Raw genomic sequence first — 16,566 nt, forward strand, 5'->3', positions numbered from 1 at the left:
AGCCCATGTCGGTTCCGGGGCGCGTCAGCATCATCCTGCGCACCAAGAACCGACCGCGCTTGCTGGCACGCGCCCTCGACGACGTGCTGGCCCAGACGTTCACCGACTGGCACCTGGTGATCGTCAACGACGTCGGCGATCCTGCGCCGGTGGACGCACTGGTGGCCGAGCGTGACGCGCGGTTCAGCGGGCGCGTCAGCGTGGTGCACCGCACGGCGTCCGCGGGCATGGAGGACGCCACGAACACCGGCCTGGCACAGACCGAGGGCGCCTACGTGTGCGTCCACGACGACGACGACACGTGGGATCCGGAGTTTCTCGCCACGACGGTGGGGCACCTCGACGCACACCCGGGCCAGGCGGCCGTCGTCACGCGCACGATCATCGTGCTGGAGGAACTGGACGGCGACCGCGTCGTCGAGGTGGGCCGCCACCCCTTCTGGGCCGATCTCACCGACGTCACCCTGTCGGACCTCCTGCGCATCAACCGGTTCGTGCCGATCGGGTTGCTGTACCGTCGCGCCGTCCACGCCACCATCGGGACGTACCGGGAGGAGCTGGCCGTGGCCGGCGACTGGGACTTCCACCTCCGGCTGCTCAGCGCCTACGCGGTGGGCTTCGTGGACCGCCCCCTGGCCTTCTGGCACCAGCGACCCGGTGCCGCCGGGGCCGCGTGCAACAGCATCACGCAGGACGCCGACCATGCGCGGTTCGATCTGCTCGTGCGTGATCTGCACCTGCGCGACTACGTGGAACGCAACGGCGCGGGCGGATTGCTGTACCTGACCCGGCTGCTCACCGACGAGTTCGAGGCGCTGCACCGCCGGCTGGACACCCTGCAGGAGCGAGTGGACGCCGCCGAGGCAGCCAGCCGCGAGGTGGGCCTCATCGCGCTGGCCCGCCGCAAATACCACCTCGCCCGACACCACTGGGCGACCCGGAAGCAATCGCGAGGATGACCGTGACCGACCCCTCCCACTGGGTCCTGACCCTGGCGTGCCCCGACCGCCCCGGCATCGTCCACGCGGTGACCGGGGCCATCGCGTCCAGCCAGGGCAACATCACCGAGCTGCAGCAGTTCAGCTCGGTCGACACCGGCCGCTTCTTCATGCGGGTGCAGGTGCAGTCGGGCTTCGAGCGGGCCTCGTTCGAGGAGTCCGTGCGCCCGCTGGCTGCGTACCTGAATGCCGCGTGGCACCTGGACGAGGTCGGACGCCGGCGCCGCACCCTGGTGCTGGCGTCCAGGGCGGGGCACTGCCTGAACGACCTGCTGTTCCGGCAGCGCGCCGGGCAGATCCCCATCGAGATCACGGGCGTGATGGCCAACCACCCCGACCTGGGCGAGTTGGCGCGCTTCCACGGCGTGCCGTTCACGCACCGTGCGGTGACGGCCGAGACGAAGGCGGCCTTCGAGGCCGAGGTGCTGGACGCGGTGGCCTCCGACGGCGTGGAGCTCGTGGTGCTGGCCCGCTACATGCAGATCCTCTCCCCCGAGCTGTGCGCCGCCCTGGCCGGGCGGGCCATCAACATCCACCACTCGTTCCTGCCCGGGTTCAAGGGGGCCAACCCCTACCGGCAGGCCCACACGCGCGGGGTGAAGCTCATCGGGGCCACGGCCCACTTCGTCACCGAGAACCTCGACGAGGGGCCGATCATCGAGCAGAACGTGACCCGCGTCGACCACACCAAGTCCGTCGCCGAGCTGCAGTCCATCGGGCAGGACCAGGAGTCCCGCACCCTCGCCGCCGCGGTGGCGCTGTTCGCCGAACACCGGGTGTTCCTGGACGACAACCGCACGGTGATCTTCCACTGACGCGTCCCTCGAGGCGGCGACACGCTCACTTCGGGCTCAAACTCCGGCTTCGGAGCCGGAGTTTGAGCCCGAAGTGAGCGTGTCGGCGCGGGCCGGGTCAGCGCTCGGCGTCCGCCAGGTCGGGGCCCTCGGGGACCTCCTCGACCGGCTCGTCGGGCCCGGCGTCCTCGGCCGGCGCCCCGATCTCGGGGGCGCCCTCGTCCCAGTCCAGCAGCCGCCAGTCACCGGCGGCGTCCCGCTCGCAGAGCAGCACCGCCGTGTTGCCCATCCGACGCGCCACCGCCCATTCCACGTCGAGGTCCACCGCGCGCGCCAGCACCCAGGCCCGCAGGGCGGCGCCGTGACTCACCACGACCGGCAGGTCGTGCCCGGCCTCCTCGACCGCGGCGATGCCGGCATCGAACCGCTCCAGGAACGTCTCCGCGTCCTCACCACCGGGCAGGGACGCCTCCGGGTCCCCCTCGCCCCAGGCCTTCAGGACGGCGATGTAGCGCGACGAGTCAGGGCTCATCTCGTCCTCGCCCGCCTGGATCTCGCGGAACCCGCCGATCGTCCGCGGCTCGAGCCCGCGGGCGGCCGCCAACGGGGCCACCGTCTGCTGCGTGCGCACCAGGTCCGAGGTGTAGACGGCATCGATCGGGTGGTGGGCCAAGCGCTCGACCAGCAGCTCGGCCTGGCTGCGTCCCACCGCGTCGAGGTCGGCACCGGGCACGGCGGTGTCGAGCAACCGGTGGACGTTCGAGGCGGTCTGGCCGTGACGGACGAGCAGGAGGCGCATGGTGCCCAGCCTAATCGGCGTCCCGCCCGGCCCGACCGCGCCTAGGGTGGGTGCTCAGTCCGACGACAAGGGGTGGAGCGATGTTCTTCGACGGTTGGGGCGACCTCCTGCGCGTCCTGGTGGCGGCCACCGTGGCCTACGTCACCCTCCTGCTGCTCCTGCGCATCTCGGGCAAACGGACGCTGGGCCAGCTCAACGCCTTCGACTTCGTCGTCACCGTCGCGCTCGGCTCCATGCTGTCCGCCATCATCCTGCCCAACGAGGTGTCTCTCGCCGGCGGCGCTCTGGGGCTCGGGTTGCTCATCCTGTTCCAGGCCCTGATCGCCACGCTCACCTCCCGCCGGCCCGGCGTCCGCTCCGCCGTGACGGCGTCGCCCGCCCTCCTGCTGGAGGACGGCCGGGTGCTGAAGGACGCCCTCCGGGCCCACCGCATGGCCGAGAGCGAGCTGCGGCAAGCGGTGCGCCAGAGTGGTCACGGTGACGTCCACCAGATCGCGGCGGTGGTGTTGGAGACCGACGGCACCCTGAGCGTCATCCCCCACAGCCAGCTGGGGGACGCCTCCGCCCTGGCCGACCTGTCCGGCCACGGCGCCCCGGACGCGAACACGGCCGCCGGCCGGGACGCCCCGGGCCAGGCCTGAGCGGCGCCCCGGCTCCGCCGGGAAGGCCGGGCGCCGGGCCGGGACGCGCACGCGCGGCGTCCGGCGGTGCTAGGTTCGAAGCTGAGCCACCCCCTGATCGAGAACGTCCGTCACCGTGGAGGAAATCATGACCACCGCACCCGTCAAGGTCGCCGTCACCGGCGCCGCCGGCCAGATCTGCTACAGCCTGTTGTTCCGCATCGCCAGCGGCGAACTGCTGGGCAAGGACACCCCCGTCGAGCTGCGCCTGCTCGAGATCACCCCCGCGTTGAAGGCGCTCGAGGGCGTCGTCATGGAGTTGGACGACTGCGCCTTCCCGCTGCTCGCCGGCGTCGAGATCGGCGACGACGCCACCCAGGTGTTCGACGGCGTGAACCTCGCCATGCTCGTCGGCGCCCGCCCGCGCACCGCGGGCATGGAGCGCGGCGACCTGCTGAGCGCCAACGGCGCCATCTTCACCGCGCAGGGCTCGGCGCTGAACGCCGTGGCCGCCGACGACATCAAGGTGCTCGTCACCGGCAACCCGGCCAACACCAACGCGCTCATCGCGATGAAGAACGCCCCCGACATCCCCGCCGAGCGGTTCAACGCCCTCACCCGCCTCGACCACAACCGGGCAATCAGCCAGCTCGCGGCCAAGCTCGGCGTGGCCGTGACCGACATCACCAAGATGACGATCTGGGGCAACCACTCCGCCACCCAGTACCCCGACCTGTTCCACGCCGAGGTCAGCGGCAAGAACGCGGCCGAGGCCGTCAACGACCAGGAGTGGCTGGAGAACGACTTCATCCCCACCGTCGCCAAGCGCGGCGCGGCCATCATCGCTGCGCGTGGGTCGAGCTCGGCGGCGTCCGCCGCGAACGCGACCATCGAGCACATGCGCGACTGGGTGCTCGGCACCCCGGACGGTGACTGGGTGTCGATGGCCGTGCCGTCCGACGGCAGCTACGGGGTGCCCGAGGGCATCATCTCGTCGTTCCCGTGCACGGTGAGCGACGGCGCGTACGAGATCGTCCAGGGTCTGGAGATCGACGACTTCTCGCGTGCCAAGATCGACGCCTCGGTCGCCGAGCTGGTCGAGGAGAAGAGCGCGGTGCAGGAGCTCGGCCTCATCTGACGCCCCCCGCCGTGACGGCGCCCGCCCCCCCGGGGTGGGCGCCGTCCCTGTTGTTCGCGGGGATATTCCCGGTCGATGATGCGTCCGGGGCACGACCCGACGGTTTCCCGGCAGTGAGTGCGCACTCATTCATCGGCTCACGCTCAGCGCCCGACCTCTGCCGTGATCGAGTGCTGGAAAACCGTCGCCGTCACCTTGTGCCCGCGGGCACCCACCCGGGACACTGGGCCCGTTCCACCCCTCATCGTCGAGAGGATCCCCCACCATGACTCCCACTCCCACCCTCGGCCTGCGTCGTCTCGCCGTCACGCTCGGATCGGTCGCGGCCCTTCTCGCCAGCAGCCTCGGCACCGCCGCTCCCCCCGCACACGCCGCACCCTCTGACCAGGCCCGGGCCGCTGCCTGCGCGCGCAGCCTGCCGGCCGGCACCTCACTCGTCGAGGTCCCCTTCGCGGGCGTCACGACGCGCGTGCGCGTGAACGTGCCCGATGCACCCTCGCGCAAAGCCCTCCCGCTCGTCCTCGACCTGCACGGCAGCAGCGCCAACGGCACCGTCCAGGCGGGCATCAGCGGCTTGGGCGCGATCGCCGACCGGGAGCAGTTCATCGTGGCCCAGCCGACGGCGGCGATCCCCTTGCCCACCACCGACCCGTTGCCCGACGGCAACTGGGCGTGGAATGTGCCGGGCGTGCCGACGACGGCGGGCGCCTTCCCCCCGGCCGGTGCCCGGGACGACGTCGCCTACCTCAGCGCCGTGGTCGACCAGCTCGACGCCCGTGCTTGCGTGGACGAGCGCCGCATCTACGCCACCGGTTTTTCTGGCGGTGGCCGCATGGCGTCGGCCCTGGCCTGCGCGCGCCCGGATCTCATCGCCGCGATCGCTCCGGTGGCCGGGCTCCGGGCGGGGCGCCCGGACCCCACCGACACCACCACCGTCGATGCCGCCTCGTGCCCACCGGACGCCCCCGTGGCCGTCCTCACCTTCCACGGTGACGCGGACTTCGTGAACCCGTTCGCCGGCAGCGCCGACCTCCGGTGGGGATACTCGGTCAACCTCGCCCTGGCCACCTGGGCCGACCTGGACGACTGCCGCGCCCGCCCCTCCACCATGCAGGTGAGCGAGCACGTCACCCGCATCAGCTACGCCGGGTGCGCCCGGCGCGCCGCGGTGGTGGGCTACATCGTCGAGGGCGGCGGTCACACGTGGCCGGGCACGGCGGTGGACCTCAGCCCCCTGGGCGTCACCACGCAGGAGATCGATGCGTCCGAGCTGATGTGGGAGTTCTTCGCCGCCCACCAGCGTCGCGGCTGAGGCTGACTCAGGACTCGCCGAAGCCCGCGTCGGCCAGGGTCTGCAGCGCCGCGGCCGCGGCGTCGGCGTCCGGGCCGTCGACGGTGGCCTCCACCACGTCGCCCTGGCGGACGCCCAGGGCCAGGATGCCCATCGGGCTGTCGGCCTCGGTGGAGTCGCCACCGCGCGTCACGTTTTGCAGCGTCACCTGCGCGTCGAATGGCGCCAGGGCACTCGCGATCGCCGCCGCCGGCCGCGCGTGCAAGCCGTGCGGCAGGTCGATCCTGAGCTCGAGCACGCGCGCACCCGAGCTGGGCGCCTGACCCGCATCGACCTCCGCCGACCCCGCGCCCAGATGTTCGCCCTTGGCCTCGCACCCCCGCCGGGCCTCGGCGTCGCACGTGGCGAGGTCGCCGCCGATCGCGGCGGCCACGGTGGCCGCCACGAGGCCCTCCACCAGCGGCGCGGGCGAGATGCGGACGCGCGCGGCGGCGTCCGGATCGATGAACTCGCACGCCATCTCCGCCGACAGCACCGCGCTGCCCAGGTCCACCAGCACGAGGACGCCGTCCCCGGAGTCCGCCTCGCCCAGCGCCGCGGCGATGGCGGCGGCATCCGTCCCCAGACCGCCGTCCACGCCACCCGCCGCCAGCACGATCGGGCGGGAGCTGGGGGGCGCCACTTCCAGCGCGAGGGAGACCGCGGCCTCGGCCAACGATGCGCTGTGCGAGACGACGACGATGCCGATCACGGCGGCGTCAGCCGAGGTTCCGCGCGGCGGACTCGAGCAGCAGCGTGGCGCTCGTGGCCCCCGGATCCTGGTGACCCGCGCTGCGCTCCCCCAGGTAGGAGGCGCGCCCCTTGCGCGCCACCAGCGGCACGGTCGCGTCGCGGCCGGTCGCGGCGGCCGCGGCGGCGGCCTCCAACGCCGGCCGGACACCCTCCCCGACCGCCTCGTCGTAGGCACGCAACGCCGGGGCGAGGGCGTCCAGCATCGTCTTGTCGCCCTCTTCGGCGCGGCCGCGCGCCGCGACCCCCTCCACGCCCGCGCGCAGCGCCGCGCCGAGACCTGCGGCGTCCGCCGCCGCAGGCAGGGCGCCGGCGAACCGCAGGAAGAACGTGCCGTACAGCGGCCCCGAGGCGCCCCCGACGGTGCTCACCAACGTCATGCCGACCTTCTTGAGGTAGGCGGCGGTGTCCGCGAAGTCGTCGGCGTTCAGGGCGGCCACGGCGGTCAGACCCCGATCCATGTTCGAACCGTGGTCGGCGTCGCCGATCTGGCGGTCGAGGTCGGTCAGCAGCGCTGCGTTCTCGTGGATGGCGGCGGCGAAGTCAGCCAGCCACGCCTGGGTCTGGGCAAGGTCAACGGTCGTCACAGACCCCACCGTAGGGCAGGGGTGTCCACCGGGGCATCCCAGAGCCGCAGCATGTCGTCGTCCGCGCCGAGCACCGTCAGCGAGCAGCCCGCCATGTCGAGGCTCGTGATGTAGTTGCCGACGAGGTTGCGGGCGATCTCCACCCCGGCCTCGCGCAGCAGCGTCGCCACCTCGCCGTACATCAGGTACAGCTCCAGCAGCGGCGTCGCGCCCATGCCGTTGAGCATCACGATGGCGGGTGCGCCGGTGAAATCGCGGTCGGCGAGCACCGGCTCCACCAGCATGGCCGCGACCTCGCGGGCGCTCGCCATCGGCCGCCGCTCGCGCCCGGGTTCGCCGTGGATGCCGATGCCGATCTCCAGCTCGTCCTCCCCCAGGTCGAACGTCGGACGCCCCACGTGCGGGACGGTGCACGACGTCAGCGCCACGCCCATCGAGCGCCCCGACGCGTTCACCCGCCGGGCCAGCGACGCCAGGCCCGCCAGGTCGAGACCCTCCTCCGCGGCCGCGCCGACGATCTTCTCCATCAGCACGGTGAGGCCGACGCCGCGGCGCCCGGCCGTGTAGAGCGAGTCGGTCACGGCGACGTCGTCGTCGATCACCACCGCCTCCACCTGGACGCCCTCGGCAGCGGCCAGTTCGGCGGCCATCTCGAAGTTCATGACGTCGCCGGTGTAGTTCTTGACGAGGTGCAGGACGCCGGCGCCGGCGTCCACCGCCGTCGTGGCGGCCATCACCTGGTCGGGCACCGGCGAGGTGAACACCTGACCGCAGCAGGCCGCGTCCAGCATGCCGCGCCCGACGAACCCGCCGTGCAGTGGTTCGTGGCCCGAGCCACCGCCCGAGACGATGCCGACCTTGCCGGCCCGGGGCGCGTCGGCGCGCAGGATCACTTGGTGGTCGTGGTCGATGCGGAGCCGGTCGGCATGCGCGGCCTCGATACCACGCAGGGCGTCGGCAACGACATCGCTGGCGTCGTTGATCAGCTTTTTCACGAGGCCCATCCAACCACTCCGCCGGCCCCCGCGGGAGGGGCCGGCCGGGATTCGCGCGGTGCCCGCCGGCCGCGGGGCCGCGTCCTAAGCTGCCCCCATGGCCTACCCCGGACGCCCCGCCACCGACGCCACCGACGCCGTGCGCGCGGCCCGCGACGTCCTGCTCGACCACCCGCACGACCATGACGCCGTGTGTGCCGATTTTCGGTGGCCCGAGCTGGACGCCTTCAACTTCGCCCTGGAGTGGTTCGACGTCGTCGCCGGCGAGCACCCCGACCGGCCGGCCCTCACCATCGTCGAGGACGACCTGACCGCGACCACGCACACCTACGGCGAATTGGCCGCCCGCTCCGACCAGGTGGCGGCCTGGCTCACCGACCTCGGCCTGCGCCGCGGCGACGCGATGATCGTCATGCTGAACAACACCGTGGAGTTGTGGGAGGTGCTGCTGGGCCTGCTGAAGGTCGGCGGCGTCGCCATCCCGACCTCCACGCTGCTCAGCGACGCCGACCTCGCCTGGCGGGTCGATACCGCGCACGCCCTCTTCGCGATCGCCCCCGCCGCCCTCACCGAGCGGTTCGGTCTCGTGCGCCCCAGCACCCGGTTGATCGGCGTCGGCGACGACCTGCCCGCGACCTGGGTCGACTATGCGGGCAGCCACGAGGCGGCGGTCACGTACACCCCGGACGGCCCGACGCCGGGGTCCGACACCTCGCTGCTGTACTTCACCTCGGGCACCACCGCCCATCCGAAGCTCGTGCGGCACACCCAGGTGAGCTACCCCGTCGGCCACCTCTCGACGCTGTACTGGCTGGGCCTGCGCCCCGGGGACGTGCACCTGAACATCAGCTCGCCCGGCTGGGGCAAGCACGCCTGGAGCAACTTCTTCGCGCCGTTCCTCGCCCAGGCGACGGTGTTCATCGTCAACTACGCGCGCTTCCACGCCGAGACCCTGCTCGCGGTGATGGACGCCCACCGCGTCTCCACCTTCTGCGCGCCGCCCACGGTGTGGCGCATGCTGATCCAGGCCGACCTGAGCCGGCTCAGCCACCCGCCGCGCGAGCTGGTCGGGGCCGGCGAGGCCCTCAATGCCGAGGTCATCAACGCCGTGCGTGCGGCCTGGAACAACACCATCCGCGACGGCTACGGCCAGACGGAGATGACCTGCGCCGTGGGCAACTCCCCCGGCCAGCCCCTGCGGCCGGGGGCGATGGGGCGCCCCATGCCCGGCTACGCGGTGGAGTTGGTCGACCCGGCAACCGGTGAACCGGTGACGGGGCCGGGCGAGGGGGAGATCTGCCTCGACCTGGCGGTGCACCACCTCGGCCTCATGGGCGGCTACTTCGAGGCCGATGACCTGACCGCCGAGGCCACCCGGGGCGGGTACTACCACACCGGCGACATCGCCAGCCGGGACGCCGACGGGCACCTCACCTACGTCGGACGCGCCGACGACGTCTTCAAGGCGTCCGACTACAAGATCAGCCCGTTCGAGCTCGAGAGCGCCCTGATGATCCACCCCGCCGTGGTGGAGTGTGCCGTCGTGCCGAGCCCCGACCCGGTGCGCGGCGCCGTGCCGAAGGCGTACGTGTGCCCGGGCGCCGGCCGCGAGCCCGGCCCAGACCTCGCCCGCGACCTGTTCGCCCACTGCCGCACCCACCTCAACGGCTACCAGCTCGTACGCATTGTTGAATTCGTGGACGCGCTGCCCAAGACCGTCAGCAGCAAGATCCGCCGCGTCGAGCTGCGGGCTGCCGAGGCCGAGCGGGTGGCGTCCGGCTCGCGAGAAAACCAGTTCTTCGACCGCGACTTCCGCTGACCCGCCCCGCCGTCGCCTACGGCGCAGGCGGGACGATGAGGGACAGCAGCAGGATGCCGCCCCCCAGCACCGCGAGGCAGACGGCGTCGACGGCCCGTCCGCGGACGCCCAGCAGTCCGATCCAGCGCTCCGGGAGCACGGTGCGCAACACCAGGGCGACGACAAAGGTGGCGCCGATGAGGAACGAACCGCGCTTCCAGTGCCCCAGCGCCACCCAGCCCACCCCGGCACCGACCCCGAGCAACGTCACCGCGAGCGGCCACTGGCCCCAGATCAGCGCATACCACGGCCGCGGCGCCCGTGGCCCGGTGGGCCGGGTGGAGCGGGCGGCGGTGGGCTCATCTGCGGTGTCGGACGGGTGGGGCGGTCGGAAGTGGTGGGTGGGGAAATCCTTCGCCTCGTCCGGGAGGCGGTGGGTCACGGCCCCGCCAACGCCTCGGCGCGGTCGACGACGTTGCTGAGCAGCATCGCGCGCGTCATGGGCCCCACCCCGCCGGGGTTGGGTGTGACCAGGGACGCCTTCTCCCACACATCGGGGGCGAGGTCGCCCGTCGTGACGCCGGCCACGCGGCTGACGCCCACGTCGACGCACACCGCGCCCTCGCGGATCATGGCCGCGGTCACCATGTGGGGCACGCCGGCGGCGGCGACGACGACGTCGGCGCGCGCGAGGTGGGCGGCCAAGTCGCGGGTGCCGGTGTGGCAGAGCGTGACGGTGGCGTTCTCGCTGCGCCGGGTCAGGATCAGCCCGAGCGGACGCCCCACGGTGATCCCGCGTCCCACCACCACGACCTCCGCCCCGTTGAGCTCCACGCCGTGGCGCACCAGCAGCTCCACGATGCCGCGCGGGGTGCAGGGCAGCGTGGCGGGTTCGTTGAGCACGAGGCGTCCGAGGTTCACCGGGTGGAGGCCGTCGGCGTCCTTGTCCGGATCCACCATCTCGAGAATGGCGTTCTCGGGCAGGTGGCGCGGCAGCGGCAGCTGGACGATGTAGCCGGTGCAGGCCGGATCCGCGTTGAGTTGCTCGATCGTCTCCCGCACCCGCTGGGCGCTGGCGTCCGCCGGCAGCTCGACCTGCAGGGACGCGATGCCCACCTGCTCGCAGTCGCGGTGCTTCATGCGGACGTAGTTGTGGCTGGCCACGTCGTCGCCGACCAGCACGGTGCCCAGGCCGGGCACCACCCCCCGCTCGGCCAGCACCGTGACGCGCGCGGCCAGTTCGGTCTTGAGGGCGGCGGCGGTGGCCTTGCCGTCGAGGGGGCGGGCGGTCATGGGTGGGTCCTCTTTCGGGCTGCGGTGGATGGGTGGGGGCCGTCGGCTCAGTGGAAGAAGTGCCGCGTGCCGGTGAAGTACAGCGCCACACCGGCAGCCCGGCAGGCCTCGATCGTCTCGTCGTCGCGGACGGACCCGCCCGGCTCGACGATCGCCCGCACCCCGGCGTCGATGAGGATCTGCGGCCCATCGGCGAAGGGGAAGAACGCGTCGGACGCCGCGACGGCCCCGGCCGCCCGCTCCCCCGCGCGCTCCACGGCCAGCTTGCAGGAGTCGACGCGATTGACCTGCCCCATGCCGACGCCGACGGACGCGCCGTCGGCGGCCAGCAGGATGGCGTTGGACTTCACGGCCCGGCACGCCCGCCACGCGAAGGCCAGGTCGGCCAGCGTGGCGTCATCGACCGCCCCGCCCGTCTTCAGCTCCCAGTGCGCGGGGTCGTCGCCGGGGGCGTCCAGCCGATCGGGCGCCTGCAGCAGCGCGCCACCCGAGATCGGGTGCAGGCTGCGCTCCCGGTGGGTGTAGGGCGGCGCGACGAGCAGCCGCACGTTCTTCTTGCGCGCCAGCACCTCGACGGCGCCGTCGTCGTAGCCGGGGGCGATGACGACCTCGGTGAAGATGTCGGCCACGGTGGTGGCCATCTCGACGCTGACCGGGCGGTTGGTGGCGATGACGCCGCCGAACGCGCTCAGCGGGTCACAGGCGTGCGCCTTCGCGTGCGCCTCGGCCACCGTGGCGCCGACCGCGATGCCGCACGGGTTGGCGTGCTTGATGATGGCGACGCAGGGCTCGTCGAAGTCGTGGGCGGCCCGGTAGGCGGCGTCGCCGTCGGTGTAGTTGTTGTAGCTCATCTCCTTGCCGTGCAGCTGCTCGGCCTGGGCGATCCCGGCCGGCCCGGCCGGGTAGGAGTAGAGCGCGGCCGGCTGGTGGCTGTTCTCCCCGTAGCGCAACGTGGCCTCCTTGACCCACGTGCCGCCGATCCAGTCGGGGAAGGCGCCGTCCTCCGCGGCCACCAGGTGGCTGCCCATCCACGACGCCACCGCGACGTCGTACGCGGCGGTGTGCCGGAAGGCCGCGGCCGCGAGGGCCGCGCGCTCGGCCAGGGTGAAGCCGCCCTCGGTCAGCGCGCGGGTGACGTCGGCGTACTGGGCCGGATCGGTGATGATCGCGACGCTCGGGTGGTTCTTCGCCGCCGCGCGCACCATCGAGGGGCCGCCGATGTCGATCTGCTCGACGCACTCATCGACGCTCGCACCCGACGCGACCGTCTCGGAGAACGGGTACAGGTTGCTCACGACGAGGTCGAACGGGGCGATGCCGAGCTCGTCGAGCTGGTCGCGGTGGCTCGGCAGGCGACGATCGGCCAGGATGCCGGCGTGGACGCGCGGGTGCAGCGTCTTGACCCGGCCGTCGAGGCACTCGGGGAAGCCGGTCAGCTCGGCCACCTCCGTCACGGGGATGCCCGCCTCGCAGAGCAGACGGTAGGACCCGCCCGTCGAGACGATCTCGACACCGGCGTCCGCCAGCGCGCGGCCGAGCTCGGCGAGGCCGGCCTTGTCGTAGACGGAGACGAGGGCACGGCGGAGAGGGAGCCGATCGGTCATGGGTGTCCTTCCTGGGCACGGGCGAGGGCGGTGACGGTCGTGACGAGCAGGGCGCGCTCGGCGGTCTTGATCCGTTCGTGGAGGGTGGCTTCGGTGTCGTCATCGGCGACCCGGACGGCCACCTGGTCGATGATCCGGCCGGTGTCGACGCCGGCGTCCACCTCGAAGATCGTGCACCCGGTCACCTTGACGCCGTGGGCGAGTGCATCGCGGACGCCGTGCGCACCGGGGAAGCTCGGCAGCAACGCGGGGTGGGTGTTGAGGAAGCGGCCGCCGAAGCGGCCCAGGAAGTCGGCGCCGACGAGCTTCATGAAGCCGGCGCTGATCACCAGGTCGGGCTCGTGGACGGCGCACGCGGCGGTCAGTGCGGCGTCCCAGGCGCGCCGGTCGGGGTGATCGCGCAGGGCGACGGTGAAGGTCGGCAGGCCGGCGCGTTCGGCGCGGGCGAGTGCTTCGATGCCGCCGCGGTCGGCGCCGACGGCCACGACCTCCCAGGGGGCATCGGCGGGCGGGGTCGCGTCCAGCAGGGCCTGCAGCAGGGTCCCGGACCCCGACACGAGGACCACGAGGCGCAGGGACATGGGGTCAGCCTATCGGCCGCGTCACGACGCGGCGGACGCGCCCACCCCGACGGGCTCGGACTCCTCCTGGGGTGGCGTGGGCGGCCCGGAGCGCCGGCCGTGTGCGCGCAGGGCGACGATGCCGCCCACCACGAGAGCACCGGCGGTGATGGAGCCGGCGGCCCACCAGAGCAGATCGGGGAACACGGGGCCCATGCCGACCAATCGCTCCGTGCCCAGGTCGCCGCGGGTGAGCCACGAGAACCCGACCCAGACGGCGGCGGTCGCCAGACCCGCCAGCGCGGCCCAGACGATCGTGACCGCCGCGAGCGGCATGTGGACCCGAGGAAATGGCGCCATGGCGCCATTTCCTCGGGTCCAAATGCCGCCCCCGGGGGTGGCTGCGTGGGTGTCGGGATCAGTGACGGGGCGGCGGAGCATCCACCAGGCGGCCGCCGCCCCGGCGAGCGGACCCACCGCCAGGAAACCCCACGACCACAGCGACGGCACCACCGGCAGCGCGCCGAACACCGGCACCGCGGGGAGCGCGCCGACCTGGGTGGTGCCGGGCGTCACGAGCGTCCCCGGGCCGAAGGTGACCCCGGCGCCGAGCACGTAGGAGCCGGCCCAGCCGACGATGTTCGGGCCGTAGGAGAGGTGCAGCAGCACGAGCAGGGCGGAGCCCACGGCGTCCGGCCCCAGGGCCTCGACCGCGGCCGACACCTGCTCGTGGTGGGCGACCAGCCCGACGGCCAACGCGAGGAGCGCGCCGGCCGCCAGCACGGTCACGCCGACGCCGATCGCCCCTGGCAGCCGTCGGGCACGGCCGGGCAGGAAGGAGCCCGGGTCGAGCTCGGCCCCGCGCAGGCCGCCGAGCGCCGCGCCGGTGGCCGCCAGGGCGAACGCCGGCGCGAGCACCGCCCCGGCCTGCTCGGGCGTGGCGATGACGGAGGAGATCAGGCCGCAGGCCGCCGCGTAGGCGACCCCGCAGGCGGCGACCAGACCGGCCCACGCCAGCCAGCGGGACCGCGGCGTCGCGACGCCGTCCGGGTCGATCTGCCCGGCGACGTGGTGCGCCACGACGGCACACACGGCCCCGAGGGTGAAGGTCACCGTCAGGGGGGCGAGGTGCCACGTGAGAGGGTGCACCTCGGCGGCGACCCCGTGGACGCTCAACCACACCTGCCCGACGGTCTGGACGACGGCGGACGGCGCCGTGCGCAGGGCGGTGAGCCACCCGACGATCACCAGCACCGCCACCGTGGCCAGGCCCATCACCGCCACCGCGGCCGACCACACGAGTGCGGCGGCGAGCCACGGCACGTGTGGCATCCCCAGCGGCGCCGTCTCGGACGCCTCGGGCTCGCCCGGCGAGGAGACGGTCAGCGGCAAGCGCGCGGGGCGCGTGGAGTGGGAGGTCGGCATGGTGGTTCCATCGTCGTGCACACGCCCGGATGAACCCCGCCGGACACGCGTGCGTTGGTAAAGTCCCCCCGCAGGAGCCGAGGCGGGAGGACCATGACGGATCACGACGAGGAACGGCCGCGCAGGGCGTTCCCCTCCGACGACGCCACGCACTGGGAGCACCAGCCCGCCGAGGGCAGCAGCCCCGGCTCCCCCGCCACCGCCGACGAGCCGGGCGGCACGCCGATCCCGCCGCCCGCCGTGCTGCCCGGGGCCGGCGAGACCGCCGGCGCCCGGCGCTCCTCCGCCGACGACCTGCCGGGCGACACCGACGAGGCGTCGCTGCCCCGCCCCCGACGCTCGGCCCTCAGCCCCAGCGACTGGGACGAGGACGAGGACGACGACCCGGTCGAGCCGGAGGAACCCGACGGGCGCGTCCCGGCCGGGGGGGCGTCCGGCGCGACGGTCGCGGACAACCCGACCCGACCCCTCCTGCCGCGACAGGGCCGCCGCACGGCCCCGTGGCTGATCGGCGGCGCCGTCGCGGTCGTGGGCGCGATCGTGGCCGGCTCGCTGCTGCTGGGCGAGGCGGGCCTCGTCCCGACACCGACCCCCACGCCGACCGTCGATCCGGTCGACCTCAGGCTCCTGCACGCAGACGACCTGGCCGGGCTGCGGGCCGACACGACCTGGAACGTCGCGAGCACGGACACCCAGCTGTCGGCCGGCACCCCCCAGCCGACCTGCCTGGCCGCCCCCGCCAGCACCGAGCCGGAGGCGTCGGAGACCTTCGTGCGCACCTTCGCCCCCACCTCCGCGGACGCCCCCGGTGGCCTGCTGCAGCAGGTCGACGGCTACCCGTCCGAGGCCGAGGCGAGCGCCGCGTTCGCCGAGCGCGTCACCGAGCTGGGCGCGTGCGCACGGAACACCGCGCTCCTCATCAGCGGCTGGTCGGTGACCGGCCTGGCCGACGCGTCCACGGCCGCGACCTTCGTCTTCCAGGACACCGAGGACGAGTACCACACCTTCGTCCTGGCCCAGACGGGTGCGCTCGTCAACATCGTGGACGCCACGCAGCCCGACGAGGCACCCGACGTGCTCGCCGTCGCGTCCGTGCTCGGCAACGCGCTCGCCCGGCAGTGCACCCAGGGGGGCGTCTGCCCGACCGAGGTGGCCGTCGCGGACGCCGCCCCGCCGCCCACCGAACCGTTCGGCTGGCTGGCCGGGGTCGACCTGCCCCGCCTCACCCCCGGGGCCGGCTCGTGGCGGGGCACCGAGATGCCCGCCCTGCGCATCGTCGGCACGCGCTGCGAGAACGTCGACCTGACGGCGGTGCCCAACGCCACCGAGGCCCAGCAGCGCACGTACCTGCTGGCCGACGACCCCGGCATCCCGGCCGGATTCGGCGTCGACGAGGTGATCTACCGGTTCGCGTCCGCCGAGGAGGCGTCCGCGTTCTCGGCCGGCGTGGCGTCCGCCATCGACGGCTGCCCGGACCGGGCGGCCACCGCCCAGGTGACCCGCGTCACCGACCTCACCGGGGCCGGCACCGGGGCCGCGTGGACCGTCACGCAGCAGACCGACGAGACGACGACCGCGACCTTCCGCGTCAGCGTCCAGGCGGTGGGCGACCGCGTCGTCTACCTCATGGCCAATCCCACCGACGGGGTCGACTTCTCCGACGCCGGCTGGGGCCAGGTCTCCGTCCGCGCCGCCCAGCGGGTGACGCAGCTGCCCGAGCCCGAGCCGACGCCCGACCCCACCGCGACGGCCGAGGGCACGGCGTCTCCGGAGAGCACGGTGTCGCCGGGGAGCGCGGTGTCGCCGGGGAGCGCGGGGACGAGCGAGGGCGCCGCCGCGCCGTCGGATCCGACGGCTGCGACGACGCCCTAGCGG

The 16,566-nt window shown here is 73.4% G+C and carries 16 protein-coding genes; 7 read left to right on the forward strand and 9 right to left on the reverse strand.

Going from position 1 to position 16,566, the window contains the following annotated elements:
• Nucleotides 1-5 precede the first annotated feature (5 nt).
• Entirely contained in the window at nucleotides 6-959 is a 954-nt protein-coding gene (locus IFY26_RS10010) for a glycosyltransferase family 2 protein (RefSeq protein ID WP_232548865.1), read from the forward strand.
• A 2-nt stretch (nucleotides 960-961) separates the two neighbouring features.
• Complete coding sequence (purU, locus tag IFY26_RS10015; protein WP_232548866.1) at nucleotides 962-1,813, forward strand: formyltetrahydrofolate deformylase; 852 nt, start codon at nucleotides 962-964, stop codon at nucleotides 1,811-1,813.
• Nucleotides 1,814-1,910: 97 nt separating this feature from the next.
• Here purU and IFY26_RS10020 read toward each other — a convergent pair whose 3' ends face one another.
• Entirely contained in the window at nucleotides 1,911-2,591 is a 681-nt protein-coding gene (locus IFY26_RS10020) for a histidine phosphatase family protein (RefSeq protein WP_232548867.1), read from the reverse strand.
• 80 nt (nucleotides 2,592-2,671) lie between these two features.
• Here IFY26_RS10020 and IFY26_RS10025 point away from each other — a divergent pair, with 80 nt between their 5' ends.
• From IFY26_RS10025 to IFY26_RS10035, 3 genes are all read left to right on the forward strand, one after another.
• Complete coding sequence (locus tag IFY26_RS10025; RefSeq protein WP_232548868.1) at nucleotides 2,672-3,232, forward strand: DUF421 domain-containing protein; 561 nt, start codon at nucleotides 2,672-2,674, stop codon at nucleotides 3,230-3,232.
• A gap of 127 nt (nucleotides 3,233-3,359) precedes the next feature.
• Nucleotides 3,360-4,349, forward strand: a complete 990-nt coding sequence (locus IFY26_RS10030) for a malate dehydrogenase (protein ID WP_232548869.1) — start codon at nucleotides 3,360-3,362, stop codon at nucleotides 4,347-4,349.
• Between the two features lie 265 nt (nucleotides 4,350-4,614).
• Nucleotides 4,615-5,661 carry a CE1 family esterase gene (locus IFY26_RS10035; protein ID WP_232548870.1) on the forward strand — a complete coding sequence of 349 codons (1,047 nt, stop codon included), beginning with the start codon at nucleotides 4,615-4,617 and terminating at the stop codon, nucleotides 5,659-5,661.
• Between the two features lie 7 nt (nucleotides 5,662-5,668).
• On the opposite strand, the gene dhaM is transcribed toward IFY26_RS10035, so the two are convergent.
• Genes dhaM through dhaK form a run of 3 tightly spaced genes read right to left on the reverse strand, consistent with a single transcriptional unit; the run spans nucleotide 5,669 to nucleotide 8,011 of the window.
• Nucleotides 5,669-6,391, reverse strand: coding sequence for a dihydroxyacetone kinase phosphoryl donor subunit DhaM (dhaM, locus tag IFY26_RS18200; RefSeq protein WP_232548871.1), 723 nt, complete (start codon nucleotides 6,389-6,391; stop codon nucleotides 5,669-5,671).
• Nucleotides 6,392-6,398: 7 nt separating this feature from the next.
• Complete coding sequence (gene dhaL / locus IFY26_RS10045; RefSeq protein WP_232548872.1) at nucleotides 6,399-7,016, reverse strand: dihydroxyacetone kinase subunit DhaL; 618 nt, start codon at nucleotides 7,014-7,016, stop codon at nucleotides 6,399-6,401.
• Nucleotides 7,013-8,011 (reverse strand): dihydroxyacetone kinase subunit DhaK, encoded by a 999-nt coding sequence (dhaK, locus tag IFY26_RS10050; RefSeq protein ID WP_232548873.1) that lies wholly within the window; start codon nucleotides 8,009-8,011, stop codon nucleotides 7,013-7,015. Before dhaK ends, dhaL begins: the two co-directional genes overlap by 4 nt.
• Nucleotides 8,012-8,108: 97 nt before the next feature.
• Between dhaK and IFY26_RS10055 the strand changes: the two genes are divergently transcribed.
• Nucleotides 8,109-9,830, forward strand: a complete 1,722-nt coding sequence (locus tag IFY26_RS10055) for an AMP-binding protein (RefSeq protein WP_232548874.1) — start codon at nucleotides 8,109-8,111, stop codon at nucleotides 9,828-9,830.
• 16 nt (nucleotides 9,831-9,846) lie between these two features.
• Here IFY26_RS10055 and IFY26_RS18205 read toward each other — a convergent pair whose 3' ends face one another.
• The 5 genes from IFY26_RS18205 to IFY26_RS10080 are packed head-to-tail and all read right to left on the reverse strand — an operon-like array spanning nucleotide 9,847 to nucleotide 14,691.
• Nucleotides 9,847-10,251, reverse strand: a complete 405-nt coding sequence (locus IFY26_RS18205; protein WP_232548875.1) for a DUF3017 domain-containing protein — start codon at nucleotides 10,249-10,251, stop codon at nucleotides 9,847-9,849.
• Entirely contained in the window at nucleotides 10,248-11,102 is an 855-nt protein-coding gene (locus IFY26_RS10065; protein ID WP_232548876.1) for a bifunctional methylenetetrahydrofolate dehydrogenase/methenyltetrahydrofolate cyclohydrolase, read from the reverse strand. The genes IFY26_RS18205 and IFY26_RS10065 overlap by 4 nt, the downstream gene beginning before the upstream one ends.
• Before the next feature lie 47 nt (nucleotides 11,103-11,149).
• On the reverse strand, nucleotides 11,150-12,706 hold the full coding sequence (gene purH / locus IFY26_RS10070) for a bifunctional phosphoribosylaminoimidazolecarboxamide formyltransferase/IMP cyclohydrolase (protein ID WP_232548877.1): 1,557 nt from the start codon (nucleotides 12,704-12,706) through the stop codon (nucleotides 11,150-11,152).
• The gene (purN, locus tag IFY26_RS10075) at nucleotides 12,703-13,287 is read right to left on the reverse strand and encodes a phosphoribosylglycinamide formyltransferase (protein WP_232548878.1); all 585 of its coding nucleotides are present in this window, start codon (nucleotides 13,285-13,287) and stop codon (nucleotides 12,703-12,705) included. The genes purH and purN overlap by 4 nt, the downstream gene beginning before the upstream one ends.
• Before the next feature lie 21 nt (nucleotides 13,288-13,308).
• Nucleotides 13,309-14,691: a cell division protein PerM gene (locus IFY26_RS10080; protein ID WP_232548879.1), complete on the reverse strand. Its 1,383-nt coding sequence runs from the start codon at nucleotides 14,689-14,691 to the stop codon at nucleotides 13,309-13,311.
• 93 nt (nucleotides 14,692-14,784) lie between these two features.
• On the opposite strand from IFY26_RS10080, the gene IFY26_RS10085 reads away from it, so the two are divergent.
• Nucleotides 14,785-16,563 carry a hypothetical protein gene (locus IFY26_RS10085; RefSeq protein WP_232548880.1) on the forward strand — a complete coding sequence of 593 codons (1,779 nt, stop codon included), beginning with the start codon at nucleotides 14,785-14,787 and terminating at the stop codon, nucleotides 16,561-16,563.
• The last annotated feature ends 3 nt before the right edge of the window (nucleotides 16,564-16,566 follow it).

It is taken from the genome of Propioniciclava soli (assembly GCF_014858005.1).
Classification (GTDB): domain Bacteria; phylum Actinomycetota; class Actinomycetes; order Propionibacteriales; family Propionibacteriaceae; genus Propioniciclava; species Propioniciclava soli.